Origin of the sequence: Rhodococcus sp. ACPA4 (assembly GCF_002300185.1) — a bacterium.
GTDB lineage: Bacteria > Actinomycetota > Actinomycetes > Mycobacteriales > Mycobacteriaceae > Rhodococcus_F > Rhodococcus_F globerula.
Map to the genome: position 1 here is coordinate 1,792,017 of NZ_NSDY01000001.1, position 22,954 is coordinate 1,814,970.

At 63.3% G+C, this 22,954-nt stretch carries 22 protein-coding genes; 8 read left to right on the forward strand and 14 right to left on the reverse strand.

Annotated features, from left to right (window positions below; genetic code table 11):
* Nucleotides 1-134 precede the first annotated feature (134 nt).
* The 3 genes from mraZ to CJ178_RS08090 form a co-directional block, all read right to left on the reverse strand.
* The gene (gene mraZ / locus CJ178_RS08080; RefSeq protein ID WP_033231007.1) at nt 135-566 is read right to left on the reverse strand and encodes a division/cell wall cluster transcriptional repressor MraZ; all 432 of its coding nucleotides are present in this window, start codon (nt 564-566) and stop codon (nt 135-137) included.
* Between the two features lie 532 nt (nt 567-1,098).
* Nucleotides 1,099-1,545 (reverse strand): DUF3040 domain-containing protein, encoded by a 447-nt coding sequence (locus tag CJ178_RS08085; RefSeq protein ID WP_033231008.1) that lies wholly within the window; start codon nt 1,543-1,545, stop codon nt 1,099-1,101.
* Nucleotides 1,546-1,783: 238 nt separating this feature from the next.
* Nucleotides 1,784-2,341 (reverse strand): SAV_6107 family HEPN domain-containing protein, encoded by a 558-nt coding sequence (locus CJ178_RS08090; RefSeq protein WP_233365277.1) that lies wholly within the window; start codon nt 2,339-2,341, stop codon nt 1,784-1,786.
* 181 nt (nt 2,342-2,522) lie between these two features.
* Here CJ178_RS08090 and CJ178_RS08095 point away from each other — a divergent pair, with 181 nt between their 5' ends.
* Genes CJ178_RS08095 through CJ178_RS08110 form a run of 4 tightly spaced genes read left to right on the forward strand, consistent with a single transcriptional unit; the run spans nt 2,523 to nt 6,332 of the window.
* Nucleotides 2,523-3,164: a GNAT family N-acetyltransferase gene (locus tag CJ178_RS08095; protein WP_095886504.1), complete on the forward strand. Its 642-nt coding sequence runs from the start codon at nt 2,523-2,525 to the stop codon at nt 3,162-3,164.
* A gap of 5 nt (nt 3,165-3,169) precedes the next feature.
* Entirely contained in the window at nt 3,170-4,750 is a 1,581-nt protein-coding gene (locus CJ178_RS08100) for a phytoene desaturase family protein (protein ID WP_179300817.1), read from the forward strand.
* Entirely contained in the window at nt 4,750-5,571 is an 822-nt protein-coding gene (locus tag CJ178_RS08105; RefSeq protein ID WP_095887891.1) for a carotenoid biosynthesis protein, read from the forward strand. Before CJ178_RS08100 ends, CJ178_RS08105 begins: the two co-directional genes overlap by 1 nt.
* 23 nt (nt 5,572-5,594) lie before the next feature.
* Nucleotides 5,595-6,332: an LppM family (lipo)protein gene (locus CJ178_RS08110; protein ID WP_095886505.1), complete on the forward strand. Its 738-nt coding sequence runs from the start codon at nt 5,595-5,597 to the stop codon at nt 6,330-6,332.
* 9 nt (nt 6,333-6,341) lie between these two features.
* Here the strand turns inward: CJ178_RS08110 and CJ178_RS08115 are convergent, their stop codons facing one another.
* Entirely contained in the window at nt 6,342-7,331 is a 990-nt protein-coding gene (locus CJ178_RS08115) for a methylenetetrahydrofolate reductase (RefSeq protein WP_033231012.1), read from the reverse strand.
* A 172-nt stretch (nt 7,332-7,503) separates the two neighbouring features.
* On the opposite strand from CJ178_RS08115, the gene CJ178_RS08120 reads away from it, so the two are divergent.
* Nucleotides 7,504-8,616: a polyprenyl synthetase family protein gene (locus CJ178_RS08120; protein WP_095886506.1), complete on the forward strand. Its 1,113-nt coding sequence runs from the start codon at nt 7,504-7,506 to the stop codon at nt 8,614-8,616.
* 188 nt (nt 8,617-8,804) lie between these two features.
* The gene (locus tag CJ178_RS08125) at nt 8,805-10,361 is read left to right on the forward strand and encodes an alpha-(1->6)-mannopyranosyltransferase A (protein WP_033231013.1); all 1,557 of its coding nucleotides are present in this window, start codon (nt 8,805-8,807) and stop codon (nt 10,359-10,361) included.
* 158 nt (nt 10,362-10,519) lie between these two features.
* Here CJ178_RS08125 and CJ178_RS08130 read toward each other — a convergent pair whose 3' ends face one another.
* Nucleotides 10,520-10,888, reverse strand: a complete 369-nt coding sequence (locus CJ178_RS08130; protein WP_033231451.1) for an Rv2175c family DNA-binding protein — start codon at nt 10,886-10,888, stop codon at nt 10,520-10,522.
* A gap of 137 nt (nt 10,889-11,025) precedes the next feature.
* On the opposite strand from CJ178_RS08130, the gene pknB reads away from it, so the two are divergent.
* A complete protein-coding gene (gene pknB / locus CJ178_RS08135) occupies nt 11,026-13,077 on the forward strand; it encodes a Stk1 family PASTA domain-containing Ser/Thr kinase (RefSeq protein WP_095887892.1) in 2,052 nt (683 codons plus the stop codon).
* A gap of 94 nt (nt 13,078-13,171) precedes the next feature.
* Here pknB and CJ178_RS08140 read toward each other — a convergent pair whose 3' ends face one another.
* The 8 genes from CJ178_RS08140 to CJ178_RS08175 form a co-directional block, all read right to left on the reverse strand.
* Nucleotides 13,172-14,557, reverse strand: coding sequence for a class II 3-deoxy-7-phosphoheptulonate synthase (locus CJ178_RS08140; protein WP_033231014.1), 1,386 nt, complete (start codon nt 14,555-14,557; stop codon nt 13,172-13,174).
* Nucleotides 14,558-14,647: 90 nt separating this feature from the next.
* Nucleotides 14,648-15,139, reverse strand: a complete 492-nt coding sequence (locus CJ178_RS08145) for a polyadenylate-specific 3'-exoribonuclease AS (protein WP_033231015.1) — start codon at nt 15,137-15,139, stop codon at nt 14,648-14,650.
* 66 nt (nt 15,140-15,205) lie between these two features.
* Nucleotides 15,206-16,021, reverse strand: coding sequence for a lysophospholipid acyltransferase family protein (locus tag CJ178_RS08150; RefSeq protein ID WP_033231016.1), 816 nt, complete (start codon nt 16,019-16,021; stop codon nt 15,206-15,208).
* Between the two features lie 108 nt (nt 16,022-16,129).
* Entirely contained in the window at nt 16,130-17,128 is a 999-nt protein-coding gene (locus tag CJ178_RS08155) for an ROK family glucokinase (protein ID WP_033231453.1), read from the reverse strand.
* Between the two features lie 71 nt (nt 17,129-17,199).
* Nucleotides 17,200-17,616: a hypothetical protein gene (locus CJ178_RS08160; protein WP_095886507.1), complete on the reverse strand. Its 417-nt coding sequence runs from the start codon at nt 17,614-17,616 to the stop codon at nt 17,200-17,202.
* Nucleotides 17,613-18,830 carry an ArsA family ATPase gene (locus tag CJ178_RS08165; RefSeq protein ID WP_095886508.1) on the reverse strand — a complete coding sequence of 406 codons (1,218 nt, stop codon included), beginning with the start codon at nt 18,828-18,830 and terminating at the stop codon, nt 17,613-17,615. The genes CJ178_RS08160 and CJ178_RS08165 overlap by 4 nt, the downstream gene beginning before the upstream one ends.
* Nucleotides 18,827-19,264, reverse strand: a complete 438-nt coding sequence (locus CJ178_RS08170; RefSeq protein ID WP_095886509.1) for an SRPBCC family protein — start codon at nt 19,262-19,264, stop codon at nt 18,827-18,829. Before CJ178_RS08170 ends, CJ178_RS08165 begins: the two co-directional genes overlap by 4 nt.
* A 79-nt stretch (nt 19,265-19,343) precedes the next feature.
* Nucleotides 19,344-19,736 (reverse strand): polyketide cyclase / dehydrase and lipid transport, encoded by a 393-nt coding sequence (locus CJ178_RS08175; protein ID WP_033231019.1) that lies wholly within the window; start codon nt 19,734-19,736, stop codon nt 19,344-19,346.
* Nucleotides 19,737-19,897: 161 nt separating this feature from the next.
* Between CJ178_RS08175 and CJ178_RS08180 the strand changes: the two genes are divergently transcribed.
* Nucleotides 19,898-21,709 carry an AMP-dependent synthetase/ligase gene (locus CJ178_RS08180; protein WP_095886510.1) on the forward strand — a complete coding sequence of 604 codons (1,812 nt, stop codon included), beginning with the start codon at nt 19,898-19,900 and terminating at the stop codon, nt 21,707-21,709.
* Nucleotides 21,710-21,778: 69 nt separating this feature from the next.
* Here the strand turns inward: CJ178_RS08180 and CJ178_RS08185 are convergent, their stop codons facing one another.
* Nucleotides 21,779-22,906, reverse strand: a complete 1,128-nt coding sequence (locus tag CJ178_RS08185; RefSeq protein ID WP_095887893.1) for a glycosyltransferase family 4 protein — start codon at nt 22,904-22,906, stop codon at nt 21,779-21,781.
* Nucleotides 22,907-22,954: the final 48 nt, after the last annotated feature.

Here is a 22,954-nt window from a genome sequence, read left to right on the forward strand (position 1 = left end):
GATTCCGATGAAGAATGACTGCTCGAACGGGCGAATGCTCCGAGGTCCCTGCCCGAAGGAGAACCTGGCGCTGGGGAAGTGCGTCAGGGCCTTTCCGGGCAGAGGCCTCGTGGCATTCGCCACAAACTATCCGCCTAGACGATCTCGCTGAGAGATTCGCCAATTGCTTGGGAATAGTCCTCTTCGTTGTCTCCGAGATACCTCTCCCAGGCTTCGAGATCCCAGATTTCGAGGTAGTCGACAGACCCGGTCACTACGCATTCCTTGGAAAGGTTTGCGTAACGCCGATGATCAGCCGAGAGGGTGATTCGCCCCTGGGCATCGGCGTGCTGTTCATCCGTGCCGGCTGCCAGAGCGCGAACATACGCTCGTGCGGCCGGATCATTACGTGGAGCTGCCGCTGCTTTACGAGCCAGCTTGACGAACTCGTCCCGGGGATAGACAGCAAGGCTGTGATCCTGACTCTTGGTGATCATCAACCCTCCTGACAACTCTTCTCGGAACTTGGCCGGCAAGGTGAGCCGGCCTTTGTCGTCGAGCTTCGGCGTGAAGGTTCCGAGGAACACTCGACACCTCCTGCGAGCTTTCGCCGAAACCCTCCCGTTTGGGCGAAATACGGCTTCAAGCTCTCCGCCCGCACCCACAGTACCCCACTTTCCCCCACACACAAGGAGCTACCGGGCACTAACCGGGCTGATTTGCTGAGTATTAGCAGCTCAAAGCAGGTGGGGAAAGTTGGGGAATTTTCGTCAGCAGTGTCCCCACGCACATCACCGACGTGCTCCGCCCTACGTCACACAGGCCCACATTCGACCTATAAGTCCAGCTCAACGAGTACGGCGGATTGCCGCAGCCCCATGCGCCCATCTTTACGCCAGAACTACCCATAGCAGGGGAGGAAAGTGGAGGGGACCATGGTCCCCCGATAACGCGACAGACGGCCGGCAACCAGTGGTTGCCGACCGTCATGTTTTGTTATGAGTTATGTCGCTTGCGAGGGCGCACGCGCCACCCGCACAGGTGGAACAATTCAGGTGAAATTGACCACCGTGACTCTCCCGCCGAACTGGCCGACGGGATCATCAGCTTGCGTCAGAGCTAGTCCTGCTCGAACCGGCGACGGAATCGATCTTCCATTCGGGAAGAGAATCCCCCACCTGATCGTCGACCGCGTGAATGCCCTCGGCCGCCGCTCGACCCACCCGCGCCTGGAGGCCCGGACTGGTGTTCACCGGCCTGAGCGCCGTCCGCAGTTGGTGTCCCAGTCCGTCGACCGCCGCCCCACAAGAGCATGACGCCGGCGCCGAACATACACAGGAACCCGACCAAGCTGAGAATCGGAAATGAGCCCAGTTTGAGGACTTGAAGGCCTGCAATCAACAGGATCAAGCCCACAACAAAGAGCGCCGCAGCTTGAAAACGCCGTCTACTCGACGGCGCCCTCATACGGCCGCCCCTCACATTGGAGGCGAACTTGGGGTCTTCGGCATAGAGAGCGCTCTCGATCTGATCGAGCATGCGCTGCTCGTGCTCGGAGAGTGGCACGGTACCTCCCCCGGCACTGGAAGTTAGGCAACCACCCCACGGTGTGAGGTGGCGGGTAGTCAACGTGAACGACTACCTGCTTTTTATACTACGAGCAGTTTAGGTCGCGGACCACCAACTCTGGGTACGAGTTATGCCACAAGCGTACGTATTTGCCCGGCCGAACCGTAAATCAGGCCCCATCAGGCCACAGAACCTGCATTTTCTCTGAATTCGGCCATCTCAGACATCAAAAATTTCAGGATGCTCTCAGGTCGATTCGATGAGCCTGGCCGACAAAATCTTCGACCGCAGTCAGAAATCTGCCCACTTCGACAGAAAATCCATCGGCATCAGCGTCGCTGAGATCCACCTGCATGCCTGTTTCGACCGCCGCCCGGGTGTTCGACCAGCCGGCGAAGTAACTCGACCACGCACCGAAAGTGGGTGCGTCCGCGTCCAACCGGGTCCATGCGTTCCCGCTCTTCTTACGCCGTCCACTTCCCGTCGCACCCACAGCCAGAACTGCTCCAGCGCCGCGCAACGCTGCCAGATAGGCGCATCGAAAGCGTTCTGACGCGTCTCCTGCTCCGACGGACTCCGCCAACAATGAATCGGCCTTCCCCAACAGATTCCACGCGAGTCCGCCTGCGGACCCACTTCCGGAGAACGCGCCGGCGGACGATCGCGCCACTCGCCCCGGCATTTTCGCTGACTTCGGGAGCCGTGACAGCGCCGACCGCGAGGGGCACGCCAGTTCCGCCGGCAGCGCCCTTTCGGACTTCGGTGTTCTTTCGGACTTCGCTCGATCGGACATCCGGGGCACCTCCCGCGCCAAAGGGGATTGCATTCACAAGGATCGAAATCTGGTGCGGCGGGGATGCCCGCTTCCCTTCGGGCATCCCCACCTCGGGTGTCATTTCCAGATCACCCTTATCGAACATTCGTTCGACCTATTCAATATAACTGCACCCACCGACAAGTAGTCAAGAGAAGAGGTGAGACCAGTCGACCCGCAGATCGCCTGGACTCCGTACACGGTCGACCTCGACCGCGAGGAATTCGCGAATCGACTACACGAGGCACTGTCCGTGTACGTCACCGCGATGGACTATCCACGTGGCACCGAGTTCCACCGCGCGCCGATGTGGACGGAGCACTCGACCAGGCCGGGATGGAAAGCCGTCGGCGCCTGTGCCGGACGAGAACCCACTGCGAACACTGTTGCTCCGGAAAACTCTGCTGCTCCTGTAGACACTTCTGCTCCCCTGATCGGAATCGCCTACGGCTATCGCGGAAGTTCGGACCAGTGGTGGCACCAACAGGTATTGCACGGACTGCGTCGCAGCGGTCGGCCACAGTCCGAGATCTCGGCCATTCTCGACGATTACTTCGAACTGACCGAACTCCACGTCCATCCCAGTGGCCAGGGGCATCGCCTGGGTGAATCCCTGCTTCGGCATCTCTTGCGAGATCGGATGGAGCGCTCCGTTCTCCTGTCCACTCCCGAGGTGTACGACGAAGACAACCGTGCGTGGCGGTTGTATCGGCGACTGGGATTTCAGGACGTGCTCAGGCGATTCCGCTTTGCCGGAGACAGTCGACCGTTTGCCGTGCTCGGACGAGGATTGCCGCTGTGACCGCGATTCTCGACGCAGTAGTTGTCGGCGCCGGGCACAACGCGCTGGTCTCGGCGGCCTACCTCGCACGCGAAGGCTGGTCGGTCCAGGTGCTCGAGAAAGACACCGTCCCCGGCGGGGCCGTATCGACGATCGAACGATTTCCGGGACACAAAGTCGATCGTGGTTCGTCCGCGCACATCATGATTCGGCACACCGGAATCATCGAGGAACTCGGGCTTGCGGCCCACGGACTTCGGTACATCGATTGCGATCCCTGGGCGTACGCACCACCTCCCGCAGGTTCGGATTGCCCGGGAATCGTGTTCCACCGCGACCTCGACGCGACCTGCCGATCGATCGAACAAGCATGTGGCACACGTGATGCCGACGCCTACCGCAGGTTCGTGAATATCTGGTCGGAGCGCAGCGCGCGGGTGATGCGGGCATTTTCCGCCCCGCCCACCGGACCCAATCTGCTGTCGTCGTTCTGGGGCCTCGACACCGGGAGCGGCGGGAGCGATCTCGCGCGCCAGTTCCTCGCGACCGGTGACGCGCTCCTGGACGAGTACTTCGACAGCGAACCACTCAAAGCCGCACTCGCCTGGTTCGGAGCGCAATCAGGACCACCGATGTCGGAGCCGGGCACCGCGCCGATGGTTGGTTTTGCCGCGCTCATGCACGTTCTGCCGCCGGGGCGCGCCGTTGGGGGCAGCGGCGCACTCAGCGCCGCCCTCATCTCGAGGCTGAAGGTGGACGGAGCCACCGTCGACCTCGGCGACGCCGTGACGTCGCTGACCCGCGACGGCGATCACTGGACCGTGAGAACTGCCGATGGACACCAGGTTCGGGCTCGCACCGTCATCGCCGGCTGCCACATCTTGACGACGTTGGATCTACTGGGCAACGGAGGCTTCGACGCAGCCACACTGGATCGGTGGCGTCGGCGGATACGCGTCGGCCCGGGAATCGGCATGGTCCTGCGATTGGCAACATCGGCGCTTCCGCGGTACCCGTCGGCGTCGATTACCGAGAGCACGTCCGGCCTGCAACTTCTGGTGTCCGATCGCGCACACCTACGGACTGCTCACGGAGCAGCGCTCGGCGGCGAACTTCCCCCGCGCCCCGCGGTTCTCGGTATGAGTTTCAGTGGGATCGATCCGAGTATCGCTCCCCCGAACGAGCATCAAGTGACTTTGTGGTCACAGTGGCAGCCGTATCGACTGAGCGCAGATCGCGACTGGGCGTCGCTCGCGGAGTCCGAAGCCGATCGCGTGGTCGCCGAGATGGAGGCGTCGGCGCCCGGTTTCACCGACAGCATCCGCCAGCGGCACATCCAGACTCCGCGCGACATCGAGTCCGAGATGGGGTTGATCGGCGGCAACGTCATGCACGTCGAGATGTCCCTCGATCAGATGATGATGTGGCGCCCACTGCCCGAGTTGTCAGCGCACCGCGTCCCCGGCGCAGAGGGCCTCTACCTCACCGGCGCGTCGACGCACCCCGGCGGTGGTGTGTCCGGAGCGAGTGGGCGCAGCGCTGCGCGCATTGCACTGTCCGAGCGGCGCGGCACGTCGTTGCTGCGCCGGATACGTCGAAGGACGTGATCCGCCAACGTGTTCCGCTGATTCTGGCGTTGGCAGCGATCGGCGCGCAGATCGTGTATCCGTTGGTGGACGGCAGCTCTCGCGATGCCGTGACGATCGCCGTGGTGGGTTTACTGGCCGCCGCGTCAATCAGCCACGCGGCGATCAACCGTGGCGTTGTGTGGACCGCCGCGCTGATCGCAGTCACCGCGGGGGTCGGGCTGGCGTCGGAGATAGTGGGTACTGCCACCGGAATGCCGTACGGCTGTTACGGGTACAGCGTCGACCGACTCGGTCCGGCGTTGTCCGGTGTGCCGCTGATCGTGCCGTTCGCCTGGACTGCCGGCTTCTATCCGATCTGGTGTGTGGCCACTCGCCTGGTTCGGCGGTTCACGCCGGCCTCACGGCGAATCGGCCGCGTCGCGCTCACGGTCACAGGGTTGGTCGGCTGGGATCTGTATCTCGATCCACAGATGGTGGCCGACCATCAATGGGCATGGTGTGTCGACAACGCGGGACTTTCCGGCATCGCTCACATTCCCCTGACAAACTACGCGGGGTGGATCGCGATCGGTCTGATCATGGCATCGATCATGGAAGCGATCGCGAGTCGATACGAAAAGCCGACGGTCTCCGACGGCGTTCCCTACGGCCTGTTTCTGTGGACGTGGCTCGGTTCTGCCCTCGCGCACGCCGTGTTCCTCAGTGCACCCGAGCTGCGCTACTCGGCGATGTACGGGTTTGTCGTGATGGGAATTCTCGGGGTCTGGCTTCTTGCCACCTTCGGCGTCGCGTTCGCCCGGTCTCGGACTTCCCACGCCGACACACCCCCTCGTAGCTGACTACCGATGCAGCGGCTGGCACGATGACGACTGTGCAACAGTCCACGGATGACACCACGCGGCCGCGACGTCGCAAGCAACTTCTTGCCACGACGGCTCTCGTACTGATGCTGGTGCCGCTGCTCGCCGGCTGCCTACGGGTCCAGGTCTCGATGGGTGTCTCGGCCGATGATCGGGTGTCAGGGCAGATCGTCGCGGCCGTGATTCCGGAGAACGAAGCCGATCCCGGGCCACAACTGGTACCGCCGACGTCGCTCGCGGAGAACATCCGGGTTCAGGAATACAAGAAGGACGGCTACGTCGGATCACAGGTGTTCTTCTGGGATCTCAGCTTCGGTGACGTCTCGCAACTGGCTGCCATGACGGACGAAGGCGCCGGTTCGTTCCAGCTCACCCTTCAGCGCAGTGGCGACACCGTCGCGTTGGACGGAAAGGCCGACCTCAAAGCCCTGCCCGCCCAGGGCTCCGACATCCAATTCAGCATCGCCTTCCCGGCACGCATCTCCACGACGAACGGCAACCGAGACGGCGATTCCCGGGTCTCGTGGACTCTGCCGGCCGGCGAGGTATCGACTGTGCGCGCAGAAGTGAACTACGCCGATCCGAGTACCCGCAGCTTTGCGGGATGGGCAGGCATCATGGCCGGCCTCACACTCGGTGTCGCGATTATCGTCGGTGCGATGGCCTGGATGGTGCGCAATCGCGCACCCGTCTCGCAGGCACCGAACAGTCCACAATCGGCAAAGAGTGACACGCACTGAGCGGGAGTGCTAGACGCTCGCCTGCGAATCGGTCGACACATCCGACGTCAGCCCCAGACGTTCAAGAACCTCGCTCGTGGCCCGTGCGAAGTTCAACGTGATGAAGTGCAGGCACGGAGCGCCTTCAGCGATCAATCGCTCGCCCATTTCGGTAGCGAGGTCGATCCCGAGTTCACGCACCGCTGCCCGATTCTCCTGAGAACCCGAACCGGCGGCGGCGTCGAACCGGCGCTCGAGGGCGGGCGGCAACGACGATCCGGACAGTTCGAGCATGCGCCGCACCGACCGCAGTGAGGTGACCGGCATGATTTCGGGGATGATCGGCTTGGCGCCCTGCTCGGGGTCGAACGCGCTCACGCGATCACGCAGACGCAGGTAGTCGTCGACGTCGAAGAACATCTGCGTGATGGAGTACTCGGCTCCGGCGCGCAACTTCGAGACGAGGTACTTCGTGTCGTGGGCCAGGTCAGGTGCTCGGTAATGTCCTTCCGGGAACGACGCCACGCCGACGTGGAAGTCACCGAGATCGCGGACCATCCGGACAAGCTCTTCGGCGTACTCGACGCCATCGGGGTGTTTCTTCCATTCGCCGAGGGGGTCGCCAGGGGGGTCGCCGCGCAGAACGAGGATGTTGCTGATTCCGCGATCGGCATAGGCGCCGACCATGGATCGGAGTTCGTCGATGCTGTGGGACACCGCAGTGAGGTGTGCAACCGGCAGCAACGTGGTCTCTTCGGCCAATTCTCCTGTGACCCGAACGGTGCGGTCACGAGTCGAACCGCCGGCGCCGTACGTCATGGAGACAAAAGCCGGACCGAGCCTCTCGAATGTGCGCACGGCACGCCACAGACGCGCCTCGGCTTCTGCGTCGCGCGGCGGTGAGAACTCGACCGAGAACGGAATCCGACTCCCTGTGGAAGATGTGATCCGATCGACGATCGATGGTGTTCGGCTGGCCCAGCCATCGCTGGAGCGTCCCCTGACTGCATCGAATGTCACGAGGTAAGCATATGTTTTGTCGACGCAGAACGGAGCATCGCGTCCGTGAATACGTCCCGGATGCCAGGATCGTGCAGTTCACGGCCCACACCGGACATCGGTAGGGACCCCACTAAGCTGGACTCTACGCTCACTGCCTGGCCCTGTTCGCCGGTATGAGAAGTTACCGACCTTGGAGGCCATCCTGTCTGCTCGAACCGACGCCGCCTATCCGTCCTCGCTCGAGTTGCCGGCTTTGTTCGAACAGAGCTTGCGTGACTTCTTTGCCTCCAGGCGCGAAGCGGTGGAAACCATCGGCGGCGGATACGAAACCGCCGTCGACACTCTCGAGAGCTTTGTTCTGCGCGGCGGCAAGCGTGTGCGACCGGCCTTTGCGTGGACGGGCTGGCTCGGCGCCGGCGGCGACCCTCACGGCGACGACGCCGACAGCGTCATGCGCGCCTGCACGGCGCTCGAACTGGTCCAGGCATGCGCGCTGGTCCACGACGACATCATCGACGCCTCCACGACGCGTCGCGGATTTCCCACCGTGCACGTCGAGTTCGAGAACCTGCACCGAGCTGACAATTGGAACGGCGACGGCGCCCACTTCGGTGAGGCTGTCGCAATTCTGCTCGGCGATCTGGCGCTCGCATGGGCAGACGACATGATCCGCGAATCCGGAATCAGCTCTGACGCCGCCGCTCGGATCAGCCCCGTGTGGTCGGCGATGCGCACCGAAGTGCTTGGCGGTCAGTTCCTCGATATCAGCAACGAAGCTCGCGGCGACGAGAGCGTCGAGGCAGCTATGCGCGTCAACCGGTTCAAGACTGCGGCGTATACGATCGAGCGCCCCCTGCACCTCGGTGCTGCCCTTTTCGGAGCAGACGCGCCACTGATCGACGCGTACCGGAAGTTCGGCACCGACATCGGTATCGCATTCCAGCTCCGGGACGACCTGCTCGGCGTCTTCGGCGATCCGTCGGTGACCGGCAAGCCGTCCGGCGACGACCTCCGCACCGGTAAGCGGACAACACTGTTCGCTGCCGCACTTGCGCGCGCCGATGACACTGATCCTGCTGCGGCACAACAACTCCGATCCGGAATCGGCGCAGAACTGACCGACAACGACGTCGATACGCTACGCACCCTGATCACCGACCTCGGGGCAGTGGACGACGCGGAAGCACGCATCGCCACCCTGGTCGAATCTGCCGCGGCCGCACTGGAATCGAGCAGCGCCACCGCGGAGGCCAAGACACGGCTGCGCGAGATGGCCCTCGCAGCCACGTCGCGCACGTACTGACAGACTGTTCATGAGTGATCCGTCACTATTGGGCACCGAACCGGCTGTCACCGGCGCGCGCAAACGAGTCGACGGCAGGGTTCGGTCTCCGGAGCAACTAAACTGTCCCCTCGTAACCGACTATTCGCCAGCAATTCACCACGTACGCGCTACCGCATCCGAACATCTCGGGGGAGGAAACTGCACTCATGACGCCCTCTGCCGCAGCCACCACACCAGCGTGGCATCGAAGGGCCGCTGATTTCCTTCGCACTCCCGAAGGACACAGCGCGCTGCTCGGATTCCTGGGCGCCGCCATGATCATGTTCGGCGGATTCGGCGCAGGTAGCGTCCGGCGCGAGGACCCGTTGCTCGAGTCGATGCATCTGTCCTGGCTCCGATTCGGGCACGGGTCGATACTGTCGGCGGCGATCGTGTGGATCGGCGTGTTGTGCATGATCGGCGCGTGGGCGCGACTGGGTCGCTCGGCGCTGCGCGGTGACGTCGGTTTGCGCGGGCTGCGATTCATCGTGCCGCTGTGGACGTTCCCCCTGCTCTTTGCCGTTCCGATGTTCAGCCGTGACGCTTACTCCTACCTTGCGCAGGGCGCTCTGCTGCGTGACGGCTTCGACCCGTACGAAGTGGGGCCGGTGGTCAATCCCGGCATCCTGCTCGACAACGTCTCCAATGTCTGGACGACGACAACAACCCCGTACGGTCCGGTTCATCTCCTGCTCACTGATGCCATTGTTCGCCTGACCGGTGACAACGTCATCGCGGGCACGATGTTACTGCGCATCACCATGCTGCCCGGCCTGGCATTGATGGTGTGGGGTGTCCCCCACCTCGCGCGCAAACTCGGCGGAAACCCGGCGATCGCCTTGTGGCTCGCGGTCCTCAATCCACTCGTCCTGATCCATCTGATCGGCGGCGTGCACAACGAGATGCTGATGGTCGGCCTGATGGTCGCCGGCATCGCTCTGGCCCTCGAACGCAAGCACATGTTCGGAATCGGTCTCATCGCCTTTGCCGTTGCCATCAAGGCCACTGCCGGGGTGGCGCTGCCGTTCATCGTCTGGATCTGGATGATTCACGAACGTGAAGACGCCGCAGCGCAGGGAACGGAAGCACCGAATCCGATCCGATCCTTTATCAAGACCGCCGGTAGCGGATTTGCGATGTTCGTTGTTGTCCTCGGTTCGACGTCGTTGATTGCCGGTGTCGGACTCGGCTGGACGACGGCGCTCTCCGGCTCCAACAAGATCATCAACTGGCTGTCGTTGCCGACCCTCGTCGCCGAACTGTCCACCGCCGCGACATCGTGGCTCACCGGCAATCACTTCGACGACATACTCCAGGTGACCCGGCTTGTCAGCGCAGTCGTGCTCATCGGAATCATCGCTTTTGTCTGGTGGCGATTCCGCACCACCGAACGCGACGCCGTGATGGGCATCGTGATTGTCATGGTTGCCATCGTGATTCTCTCCCCGGCGGCGCTCCCCTGGTACTACTCGTGGCCGTTGGCCGTAGCTGCCGGCTTTGCACTCTCCCCGACGACCCTGGCCATACTGGTGGGGCTGTCCAGCTGGCTCATGTTGATATTCCAGCCCGACGGATCGATCGGCATGTACTCGTTCCCGCACGTGGTACTGGCAACATTTGCCTCCGTCGTCGCGGCGATGACACTCCGGACGGAAGACCCACTGCGTCTACGGGGACACGCACCGGAGAAAGTCCCGGCAGAAGCGACGTCGACGGCACGATGAATTCGGTGCTCCGCACGGGGTGGGGTCAGTCGGCTATCGCATTCTCGACCACATTCTCGACCGCCGGGTGACCGTCCACCACCGCACGCGCCTGACGTTCGCCGTACCGGCTCCAGTCCGGTCGGCGAGCTACGTCAGGCCGGAAAAACCAATCAGACTCAGAAAGCCATTGCCTGTGCACGGCGGATAACCTCGCGGGCGAGGTGCCCATGCAGGGCGTCGACGGGGCGTCCGGGGAGGGACTCGTCAGACTGGAAAAGCCAGCGCAGCGACGCTACATCGCTGTATCCGCCATCGTGCAGAACTGCCAGCAAACCGGGAAGCCATTTCACGATCTGGCCGTCTTCGTCGAAGAATTCCTCGGGAACCCCGAGAACCCCGTTGCGCTTGACTGCGATGATCTTGCGATCGCGGAGCAACTGGTGCACCTTCGCGACCGGCAACCTGACGCTCTTCGCTACATCGGCCAACTGGAACAGGGATACCGAAGAATCCAGGACATCATCACAATAAGGAATCGCGCTCACCACGGAAGTTTATCGGGTCGGCTTGTCGCCCGGCACGTGGGTGGAACTTTCCGTCGGCAGCGCTGGCTACGATGGACGAGGCGGATGCGACCACAGATTATTACTGCACCACAGATTTTCACAACGGAGGTCAAGGGTTGATCGGCGAAATGCTCGAACGCCGCTATCGCGTGGATGCGCCCATCGCACGCGGCGGAATGTCGACTGTGTATCGAGGCCTCGATACGCGGTTGGATCGGCCTGTCGCTATCAAGGTCATGGATCCGCAGTTTGCCGCCGATCCCGCTTTTCTCACCCGCTTCGAGTTCGAGGCGCGCGCAGTCGCCCGCCTCAAGCACCCTGCCTTGGTTGCCGTGTACGACCAGGGCAGCGATCGCGGTCATGCCTTCCTCGTCATGGAATTGGTCGACGGCGGCACCTTGCGTGAATTGCTGCGCGAGCGCGGCCCGATGCCGCCACACGCTGTCGCCGCGGTAGTCGGGCCGGTACTCGACGCGTTGGCAGTTGCACACCGGGCCGGCCTGGTGCACCGCGACGTCAAACCGGAGAACATCCTGATTTCCGACGCCGGTGAAGTGAAGATCGCCGATTTCGGTTTGGTGCGCGCCGCTGCTGCCGCGACAACAACGTCCAACAGCGTCATTCTCGGCACCGCCGCCTACCTCTCCCCGGAGCAGGTCACCTCCGGAGTGGCCGATCCGCGCAGCGACGTGTACTCCACCGGCGTCCTCATGTTCGAACTCCTCACCGGTACAACACCTTTCACCGGGGACACCTCTCTCTCGATCGCATACCAGAGAATTCACGACGACGTTCCGCCACCCGGTTCACGAATCGCGGGCGTACCGGCGCAGTTCGACCGCCTCGTCACGCAGGCCACCAATCGTGAACCTGCGCATCGGTTTACCGATGCCGGCGAAATGGCAGCCGCCCTGCGCATCGTGTGCGAACAACTCGAACTGCCCGCGTATCGGGTGCCCGCGCCGCGGCGATCCGCGCAGCATCACAGTGCCGCCGCCGCACCGGCGCCGACACCCCGGCCGGCAACACCCCGTCCCGCGGCCCCCGGTTCGCCCGCCACCACCGTTATCGGTGGCGCCGGTGCACCAGTCGGCGCCGCCACCACGGCATTTGCGGCCGGAGCTGCGGCGCCGCCTACAACCGCGCTGGCGCCGCACGCACCACCGGACGGCATTCAGCACACCCGCGCGGTCACCGCACAAACCGTGCGTCCGCCCGTCGCCGAGACTGACGAGCACGAAGACGACTCTGCCGAGATCGATCCACACGACCACTTTTCGCAAGCACGACGACGCTCTCGCCGGACCACTCTCGTCTGGCTTCTTGTCATCGCGTTGCTTGCGCTTGCGCTGGGGTTCGGCGGTTGGTGGATGGGTTCTGGCCGATTCACCGCGGTCCCCCAGATCGGTGGCCTGAACAAGGATGCGGCAGTCACGGCACTTCAGGATGCCGGACTGTCGCCGGAAGTGCGTGGAACGTACTCGGACACCGAGGTTCTCGACACCGTGACCGGCACCGATCCCGAAGCGGGCTCGCGGATTTCGCGCGGATCGAGTGTTGTCCTGTTCACGTCGCTCGGGCGTCCGACTGTGCCGCCGATACCAGCGGGCGGCGCCGTCGAGGCCACCCGAGATCAGCTCACTGCGCGCACCCTCGTTGCCGTCGACGGCGGTGAGACGTTCAGTTCCAAGATCCCCATCGGCGGTGTCGCCGCTCTGGACCCGGCTCCGGGAACCACCGTGCCTGTTGGCTCCTCGGTCAAAGTTGTCACGTCCAAAGGATCACCGCCCGTTGATGTTCCCGACGTAAAGGGCATGTCGGAGAACGCCGCCCGGGCTGCCCTCGACAAACTGGGCATCACCGTCAGCGAAACCCGATCTGCCTTCGACGACGGTGTCGACGGCGGAAAGGTCATCGGCACCGACCCCGCTGCGGGTTCGACTGTGAACGCCGGAACGTCCGTTGCCCTTCTCGTGTCCAGCTCCGTGAAGGTACCCAACCTGCTGGGACGTAGCGTCGCCTCCGCTCGCGAGGAACTGACCCGCCTCGGTCTCACCCTCACCGTTCGCCAACTGACCCAGAACGACAGCTCGCTGATCGTCAGTCAGAGCGATAAGAACGATCGTGTGGAGAAAGGCTCCAACGTCACCGTTGTTGCCATTCCCTGATCGCAGCAGTGCCTGATCGAACCAACAGCCTGACAACGTAAAACGCCCCCACCCGCGCACGGCGAATGAGGGCGTTCGATACAACAGCTAAGCGTCAGCCGCGCAGCATTTCTGCGACGAGGAACGCGAGCTCCAACGACTGCTGGGTGTTGAGGCGAGGATCGCAGGCCGTCTCGTAACGACCCGACAGGTCGCCGTCCGAAATATCCTGCGCACCACCGAGGCACTCGGTGACGTTCTCGCCGGTCAATTCGACGTGAATTCCACCCGGGTGGGTGCCGAGACCGTTGTGGACCTCGAAGAATCCCTGAACCTCGTCGACGATGCGATCGAAGTGACGCGTCTTGTAACCGGTGGACGCCTCGTGCGTGTTGCCGTGCATGGGATCGCACTGCCAGATGACCTGATGGCCGGTGGCCTGGACCTTCTCGATGATCGCAGGAAGGAGGTCACGGACCTTGCCGTTGCCCATCCGCGAGATCAGCGTCAGGCGACCTGGCTTGTTTGTCGGGTCGAGACGCTCGACGTATTCGACGGCCATCTCCGGAGTGGTCGTGGGACCGATCTTCAGACCGATCGGGTTGGACACCAACTCGGCAAAGGCGATGTGCGCGCCGTCGAGCTGACGAGTACGGTCGCCGATCCACAAGAAGTGAGCCGACAGGTCGTAGAGCTTGGGGTGATCGCTGTCGTTGTCGAGACGCAGCATCGCACGCTCGTAGTCGAGGACCAAGGCTTCGTGGCTCGCGAAGATCTGCGCCTGGTGCAGGCTCGGATCGGTCACGCCGCAGGCATTCATGAACTGCAGGCCACGATCGATTTCGGACGCGAGCTGCTCGTAGCGTGCTCCGGCCGGAGACGCTGCCACGAACTCGCGGTTCCAGTCGTGGACCTTGTGCAGGTCGGCCATTCCGGCGCCGGTGAGCGCCCGAACCAGGTTCATCGCGGCACTGGCATTTGCGTACGCCCGTACCAACCGCGACGGATCGTGGGCGCGGACAGCCTCGTCGGCGACAATCGAGTTGACCATGTCGCCGCGGTAGGACTTGAGGCCCAACGAGTCGATGTCGGCAGACCGAGGCTTCGCGTACTGACCCGCGATACGTGCCACCTTGACCACCGGCATGGAGGACCCGTACGTCAAGACGACAGCCATCTGCAGCAGCGTGCGGATATTGCCCTTGATGTGCGGCTCGGTGTTGTCGGCAAACGTCTCGGCGCAGTCGCCGCCCTGCAACAGGAAGGCTTCGCCGCGCGCTACCTGCGCAAGGCGATCCGACAATGCCTCGACTTCGCTGGCCACGGTGATCGGCGGCACGCTCTCGAGCACAGTGCGCATCGCAGCCGCCTGGTCAGCGGGCCATGAAGGCTGCTGCGCGGCGGGTTTCGCAAGGGCCTCGTCGAGCTGCTGACGCAGTCCGGCGGGCAGCGGCGGAAGTTCGGGCAAGCGGTCGATCGGCACGTCGACAGTCCAGTTCACTAGTACAGGATATTCGCTCACCTACCCGCGCGTCACACAGGCTCTCGTTAGCGCGCGGTCTCGCCTAACCGAGTTCGGCGTCACAGCAGGTCAACGAAGTGACCGGACTCGGGCAATCGCGTCGAACTTCACCAGATTGTGTCGTGCGTCCGCCAAAGCGTCATGCGCGTCGGACGGTGCAGGCGGCAGAGCCGGGCTGCCGTTGTCCTCCCAGAACTGGCGCAACTCCCGCGTGTAGCGCGGCAACGACTGGGGCAGTTCGGTCATGTCGCCCCACAGCTGGCACAACGCGACGTGGTCGTACGCCGCGACCCATGCCCACAGTTCGGGAACCACCATCGGCCGCGGTACGAAGAACTTCAGGAGGTCGTCACGGATCTTGTCGCGCGACTTCCAGAGCGGAGACGACGGCGCAGGAAGCTTCGGCAGAACATTCTTGCGCACCCAACTGCCGGCCCGCGCCGGATCGAATTCCGTCGAGACGGCGTAGTACTCTCGGCCGTCCTCGCAGACGACGCCGATGGACACGAGGTCGATGGTTCGACCGTCTTCGATGAATTCACAGTCGTAGAAGTAGCGCACGGCTCAAAACTATGCCGCACCGCCGGTCCCGAGAGCTAATGCACGCCCGGCAGTTGTGGGAAATCTCTAACTGGCGCGCGTGTCCGGGACGTGCGGCCCATCAGTCTGCTCGGCATCGGGGTCGACAACGGCCGCAAGTGGAGCGGCAGCCTCGTCGGACTCCCCGAGCTGGTGGGTCTCGTCGGACGGGGACTCCTCCGCCTTGACCGGCTTCGGGTTCTTCAAACTCGCCGCATAGATGTCGACGTATTCCTGGCCAGACAGCTTCATCAGCTTGTACATGACCTCGTCGGTCACAGCCCGCTCCACGAAGCGGTTGCCGCCCATCCCCTCGAAACGCGAGAAGTCGATAGGTTCACCGACGATGACGGTGACCTTGGCCGGACGCCACATCCTCGAACCGATGGGGTTCATCTTGTCGGTGCCGACCATCGCTACGGGAATCACCTTGACACCGGATTCGAGTGCCAGACGAGCCATTCCGGTCTTGCCCTTGTACAGACGACCATCCGGCGAGCGAGTGCCCTCGGGGTAGATACCGAGCAGCTTGCCGGCATCAAGGACCCGTAGACCAGCGTTGAGCGCGTCCTGGGCTGCGTCCGCACCGGTGCGATCGATGGGCACCTGGCCGACAGCCGTGAAGAACCACCGCTGGAACGCACCCTTGAGTCCGCTGCCAGTGAAGTACTCACTTTTTGCGAGGAACGTGATTCGACGGTTCGAGCGCAGCGGAAGATAGAACGAATCCAGAACTGCCTGATGGTTGCTGGCGAGAATCGCCGCACCGTCAGTGGGAATGTTCTCGTGCCCCTTGATCGTCGGACGCCCGAGCAGCAGGAGAATCGGCCCCAACAACACATACTTGAAGAGCCAATACCACACGGCGTCCCTCCCATTCACAACCCGAATTGCCTTGTGCACGACCTTACTGCGCGCCGGTTACCCTCGCTACACATGCCCCGACCGCCACCTCGTGATCACAAGTGCGACTCAACGCCTGGCAGGCGAAATGATGCCTGGAACCGCCGAACGCGCCAACGCCGCCGCCCCCACCATCCCCGCGGCCTCCCCCAACTGGGCAGTGCGAATCCGGGCCAGAGGTCGATATTTCGCACCCGTCAACAACGTTGCGTACTGCTCACGGGCGTCATCGAGAAACAGTGGAGCCGAACTCGCGACGCCGCCGGCGATCACCACGACATCCGGGTCGTAGGCGTCGGCGACCATCGCCAGGCCGACTGCCAGCCAATGCGTGAACTCAGCCATCGTCGCCAGCGCGAGTGGGTCACCGTCGTACGCGGCATTGGCGATTCGACGCCCGGTCAAGCTGCCCGGGTCGACGGCAACTTCTCGCGCCAGGACTGTTGACGCGGCCGGATCTTCGGCCAGAAGTTCAATTGCTGTGTCCACCAATGCAGTTCCGCTGCAGTACCGCTCCCAGCAGCCGCGCTTGCCACACGCGCACGGGCGGCCGTCCGGCACGACCTGGACGTGGCCGAACTCCGGCGCAACACCGTAACTACCCCGGTACAGCTCACCGCCGATCAGCAACGCGCCACCGATGCCCGTCCCGATCGCCACCGTGACGACGTTCCGGCCACCAGCCGCCGCACCGAACCGATACTCCGCGTACGCCGCTGCATTGGCATCGTGTTCCAGAACAACCGGCAACCCCAGCCGTACGCTCAGGTCCTTGCCGACCGGCGCGTTCACCCACGGCAGGTGCGGAGCAAAAAGCACGATCCCGTGATCCGAGGTGACGAACCCGGCTACCGCCAAACCCACTGCGGCCACATTGTGCCGACTGACCAGTTCACGCACCACCCGATCGAGCGCATCCTCGAGCGACCGCGCGGACTGGGGCGTCGGAGCCTGCATGGTATCGAGCACTTGCCCGTCGACGTCGACCACCGACGCTCGAATACTGGTGCCGCCCACATCTATTCCGACGGTCAGGATGTCGGCATTTGCACTGCGATTGGTGATCATCCGGTCCACACTCCACACTCGGTATGCGTTCTTGACGATTGTGCCCACCGATGGCACCGAAGTACCAGCGTTTACCGCTTGACAGTCACCGTAATCGGAACGAAAGCAGGCGATCGGGGCTTCGGCGACGAGGTACCGTCGGGCGTCGGCGCCCCACCCCCTGGACCACCGTCCGGCGTCCCGTCGGATGGGGCGCGCCCGCCGAGAAACTCGTCCAGCAGCTCACGCAGCAACGCCAGGAGGACGGCAGCATGCCCTGCCAGGATTGCCAGTAACTCGTGATGTTCACCGCGCATCAAGGCTGCAACAGCGCACACCGGGCACCAACTGCAGCCGCTGAATGCAGGCAATTCCTCCGAGGTCTCGAGATCCGCCGCTGCGTTCGTGCGCCCCTCCGCCATCTGCGCCACAATCGGCTCGATCCGGGAGAGGACGGAATCGGCCAACACCCGAAACTCGGCAAGAAGCTTGGTGTGATCGTCGTTCATACAGGCCACACCGTGGGATCCGGCGAGAATCGAATGATCAGATAGGCGCCGTCGAGTTCGGCACCGGTCACGACGCATCGCCGTAACACCGACGCAAGTCTCACTCTCCGTCGCACCCCGTCCGCTCCCACCAGCACATCGTCTTCTACCCGACCCAACGTCAGTGACGCCGGATCGACGAGCGGCAGATACATCCGCATCGCGTAGACCGACTCCAACCCCGTCCCCGATTCCAGCGTCACCGCTATCGGGTCGGGATGGCGGTGCGGCTGCGCAGCGGCCCCCTCGCCCAGCGCAACTGCAATGTCGCCCAGGGCCGCCAACCCTACCGGTTCGGTGCCGACATGTTCGACAACCGTGACGGCAATCCCATCGGCGGCCTCGCGAACTCCCGCGAGCACCGACATCTGGGCCGCGCGAACATTTGACAACCAGCGCATATCTTCATCTGCGTAACTCTGCGAAACGGGTTGCGGAACAACACTATTGACGATTATCCGCGCAACCGGCAGCACTGAGAGCGCAAGACCGGACAGTGTGCGCCGAGTCGCAAGCGCCGCCGATTCCTGCGCCGACGTCACGAGATGAATCTCCGTGTGCGAAGTGTCGGCGATACACGCTGCGATCTCGTCGACCGACGAGACAATGCGTTCGATTATCGACACCAACAGCATCAACCGCACGTCGGTAGCCGCCACCGCCGCAAGCCGCCTGTGACGCGGCCACAGCCGCTCGAGGTACTCGGACACCATCGCGGGCGCGCCGAGGATCCGCAACGCCTCCGGCGACGGCGGGCAATCCACGATCACGACGTCGTATTCGCCGCTCGATGCCATCCCGACGACCTCGGCAAGCGCCAGAATGTCCGCGATGCCAAGCGAACCCGTGAGTTCCTCGGGCTCCAAAGTCTGGAGCGACGATCCGTGTTCATGGGAACCCGCCGCATCGAGTAGCGCCGACACACCACGGAACTTGTCTTCGACAAGCGTCAACGTATCGACCTGCCAGACATCCATCCGGTCGAACAACGGGGTCACTACACGCGGAACCGGAATCGCCAGCACATCCGCAAGCGAATGAAGCCGATCGATCGACATCAGCAGAACCTTGGAACCGGCAGTCGCCGCCGACAGCGCTGCGGCAGACGCCAGCGTCGTCGATCCACTGCCACCGTTGCCGATGAAGAGTTGAAGACGGGCCCGCGCGGCGTTCAGCCCTCGACTCGCTTCTTCAGTTCCTTCAAAGCCGTGTCCGTGATGATCTTCTCGGCCTTACGTTTGAACAACCCGATCATCGGGATAGTCAGATCGACCGTCAGCTCGTAGGTAACGGACGTACTGCCGCCCGGCTCGGAACGCAAAGTGTACGAACCGGATTGGGACTTCTGAATCTCCCCGCTCACCAGTTCCCAGCTCACCGACATTCCGTCGGGCGCCCACGTGTACGCCAGCTCGTACTTGTCCTTCACCACCCCGGCATCGAGGACGAACCGCACCCGGTTCGCGCGGCCGTTGCCGCCAACTTCCAGAACCTCGACGGACTTGGCCGCCGCAACCCACGCGGGGTACTCCTCGAAATCGGCGATCACGGCCATGACGGCGTCAGGCTGAGCGTCGATGCTGATCAACCCCTTGGTTTTCTCGGCCATCCGACTACTCTTCCTTCCCTCGAAACTTCATGGTCCCCGTAATTCTCCCCGAACACGGGCCTGAAAACCTCCTGCCACGTCACACAGATTCGGGCGCCACACCTGCCGGGCGCCCCGCTTCCAGCTCGCGCTTGAGTTCAAAGGACATGACCTTGCCGTCGACGCGCCGTGCGCGATTCATGGCGGCCAGGTCGAGATCAGCCAGGCCTGACGGCGATACACCCACTGGTTCCGCGTGCAGGAAATAGTGAACGATGGCGCCGTCCATGACCGGTTCGAGCCACACCTCCATGGTGCCGACGAGACTGCCGGACACGCCCCACCGGAAGCCTGCGGGACCGCGGTCCTCGCGCACCTCGAGCTGGAGATCTCGCCACCACCGGCGCCACTGCGCACGCGAAGACAACAGTTCGGCGACACGCTCGGGCGGTGCCGCGATGAAAGTCTGGTCTGCGACCTGAATGCTGCTCACGACAGTTAGCTTCACATATCGCGTCGACGAGTGAGCGAACGGTGTCACACCACTGCGAAACGGACAGACTGTAAGCCGGGCCACAACTATGCCGGACGTGCGACTACAGTGAATAGCGTCAAACCCTACTCGTCAGTATTTCGCAGTGTCGGAGGTATTTTGTGCCTGAATACAGCGCACCCCAGACGTTCACGATTCCCGAGGATGCCTCTGCGGTCGACTCGGTGTTCACATTCGCGAAGACGAAGCCCGCGGCCGTCGTCTACAAGCGAAAGGTCGGCTCCGCATGGGTCGACGTCACTGCCGGCGAGTTCGCCGCCCAGGTAACCGCAGTTGCCAAGGGCCTGATCGCGATCGGCGTCAAGCAGGGCGATCGCGTCGGCCTGATGTCCGCGACTCGCTACGAGTGGCCACTGATCGACTACGCGATCTGGGCCGCAGGCGGCGTGACCGTTCCGATCTACGAAACATCCGCCGCTGAGCAGGTTCGCTGGATTCTCGAGGATTCCGAAGCCATCGACCTCGTTGTCGAGAACGACGTCCACGCAGCCACCGTCAAGGACGTCGCAGAAGCGTCGCCGTCGCTGCGCACCGTCTACCAGATCGAGGCCCCCGCAGGCGGACGCGGCGCCGTCGAGGAACTCTCTGCCCTGGGCGCCGACATTTCCGACGACGAAGTCCAGACGCGCGTCAACGCTCTGAAGGCCTCCGATCCCGCAACCCTGATCTACACCTCCGGCACTACGGGCCGCCCCAAGGGCTGCCAACTGACACACTCCAACCTCATTGCAGAGTCGAAGGGCATCCTCGACTCCAACCTCGGCGATCTGCTCAAGACGCCAGGCGTGCGCACGCTGATGTTCCTGCCCCTCGCTCACGTCCTGGCGCGCGCGGTCAGCATCGCCTCGTTCGACGCCGGCGCCACCCTCGGGCACACCAGCGACATTCCGAACCTCGTCCCCACCTTCGGCGAATTCAAGCCCGACTTCATCCTGTCGGTACCGCGAGTGTTCGAGAAGGTCTACAACAGCGCCCGCGCAAAGGCCCACGGCGAGGGCAAGGGCAAGATATTCGACGCGGCCGCGGAGACCGCTGTCGCGTGGAGCGAGGCCAAGGACAAGGGTGGCGCCGGTATCGTCCTCAAGGCCAAGCACGCGTTGTTCGACAAACTCGTCTACTCCAAGCTGCGGGCAGCCCTCGGCGGACAGTGCCAGCTCGCCATTTCCGGTGGCGCCCCGCTCGGTGCGCGGCTCGGCCACTTCTTCCGCGGCATCGGTGTCACGATTTACGAGGGCTACGGCCTCACCGAAACCACCGCCGCATTTGCCGTCAACACCATCGGCTCCCAGAAGGTCGGAACCGTCGGAAAACCGTTGGCCGGCAACTCTGTTCGCATCGCCGACGACGGTGAGATCCTACTCTCCGGACCCGTGGTCTTCACCGGATACTGGCGCAACGAGAAGGCAACCGCCGAGTCGATCGAGAACGGCTGGTTCCACACCGGCGACCTCGGAACCGTCGACGCGGACGGGTTCATCACGATCACCGGACGCAAGAAGGAAATCATCGTCACGGCAGGCGGAAAGAACGTCTCCCCTGCCCAGCTCGAGGACGCATTGCGCGCACATCCGCTCATCAGCCAGGCAATCGTCGTGGGCGATCAGAAGCCGTTCATCGGCGCACTGATCACGATCGACGCCGAAGCTTTGCCCGCCTGGAACGAGCGCAACAACAAGGCAGCCGGCACCACCGCTGCCGATCTGGTCAGCGACGGCGAACTTGTCGGCGATATCCAGGACGCGATCGACGAAGCCAACAAGCTGGTCTCCCATGCCGAGGCAATCAAGAAGTTCAAGATCCTGCCGGTCGACTTCTCCGAGGACACAGGCGAACTCACCCCGACGATGAAGCTCAAGCGCAACGTCGTCCACGCCAGCTTTGCCGCGGAGATCGAGATGATCTACACGAAGTAACACCGCGCACACCTGTGGCCGCCATACCTTGGAAAAGGTGTGGCGGCCACAGTGCTTGATGCTCGAGGCTCAGCCGAGCAGCGCCTGCAACTTCGACGCGAGCGTGTCCCACTTCCAATCGGTCGCCACCCAGTCGCGACCGGCGGCGCCCATTGCGGCAGCTCGATCACGGTCGGACAGGATCTCGATCACCGAGGCGGCAACGTCGGCAACCGACGTACCGTCGACCACTAGCCCGGTCTTGTTCTGATGCACCGTTTCCGGGGCACCGCCACTGCGACCCGCGATCACGGGAACACCCGTTGCCGACGCCTCGAGGTACACGATCCCGAGACCTTCGACGTCGAGTCCCGCACCGCGGGTGCGGCACGGCATCGCAAAAACATCGGCGATGGTGTGATGGGCAGCCAATTCCGCCGCCGGGACGGTGCCCGTGAACACGACGTGATCGTCCATCCCGGTCTTGTGGGCGAGCTCACGCAGTTTCTCGTCGTACGGCCCACCCCCGACGATGACAAGTACAGCGCCGTCGATGCTCGCACGGATAGTCGGCAGTGCCTTGATCAGCATGTCCTGCCCCTTGCGCGGCACGAGCCGTGACAGGCAGAGAATTGTCGGGCGCTCCCCCAGTCCGTACCGTGCCCGCAATTCTGCGCGAGCAGCCGAATCAGGATGGAAGACAGACGTATCCACTCCCGACGGCAGATGCTCCAGCGCAGCCTGCGGCCCGAAAGCCGCCGCGAACCGGCCTCGGGTGTATTTGCTGACGAAGGTAACCGTATCCGTGTTTTCACCGATTGTCCGCAACGACTGCCGCGCACCGGGAATCATCGACCAACCCACTTCGTGACCGTGAGTACTCGCGATCACCCGCGACGCACCTGCCCGGCGGACCACCGGCGCCAACAACGCAAGGGGCGCCGCCGCGCCGAACCACACGGACTCGCAGTCATGCTTCTTGACCAGTTTCGCGGCCCGTCTGGCGACAAACGGAGTCGGAAGCATCAATGTCGTGGGATGCCTCACGACCTCGAAAGGTTGAGCGGCATCGAACTTCTTGTGCGAATCACCACGCCAACGAGGCGCATAGACAACCAACTTGTCGGCCGGAAGATGCTTCGCGAACGTATGTAGATACGACTGGATTCCGCCCGGTCGGGGCGGAAAATCATTGGTCACCAAAAGGGTCCGGCGCATTCGTCCACCGTAAAGCACGAGCCGATCAACCCACGCTGCGGTGCAGCC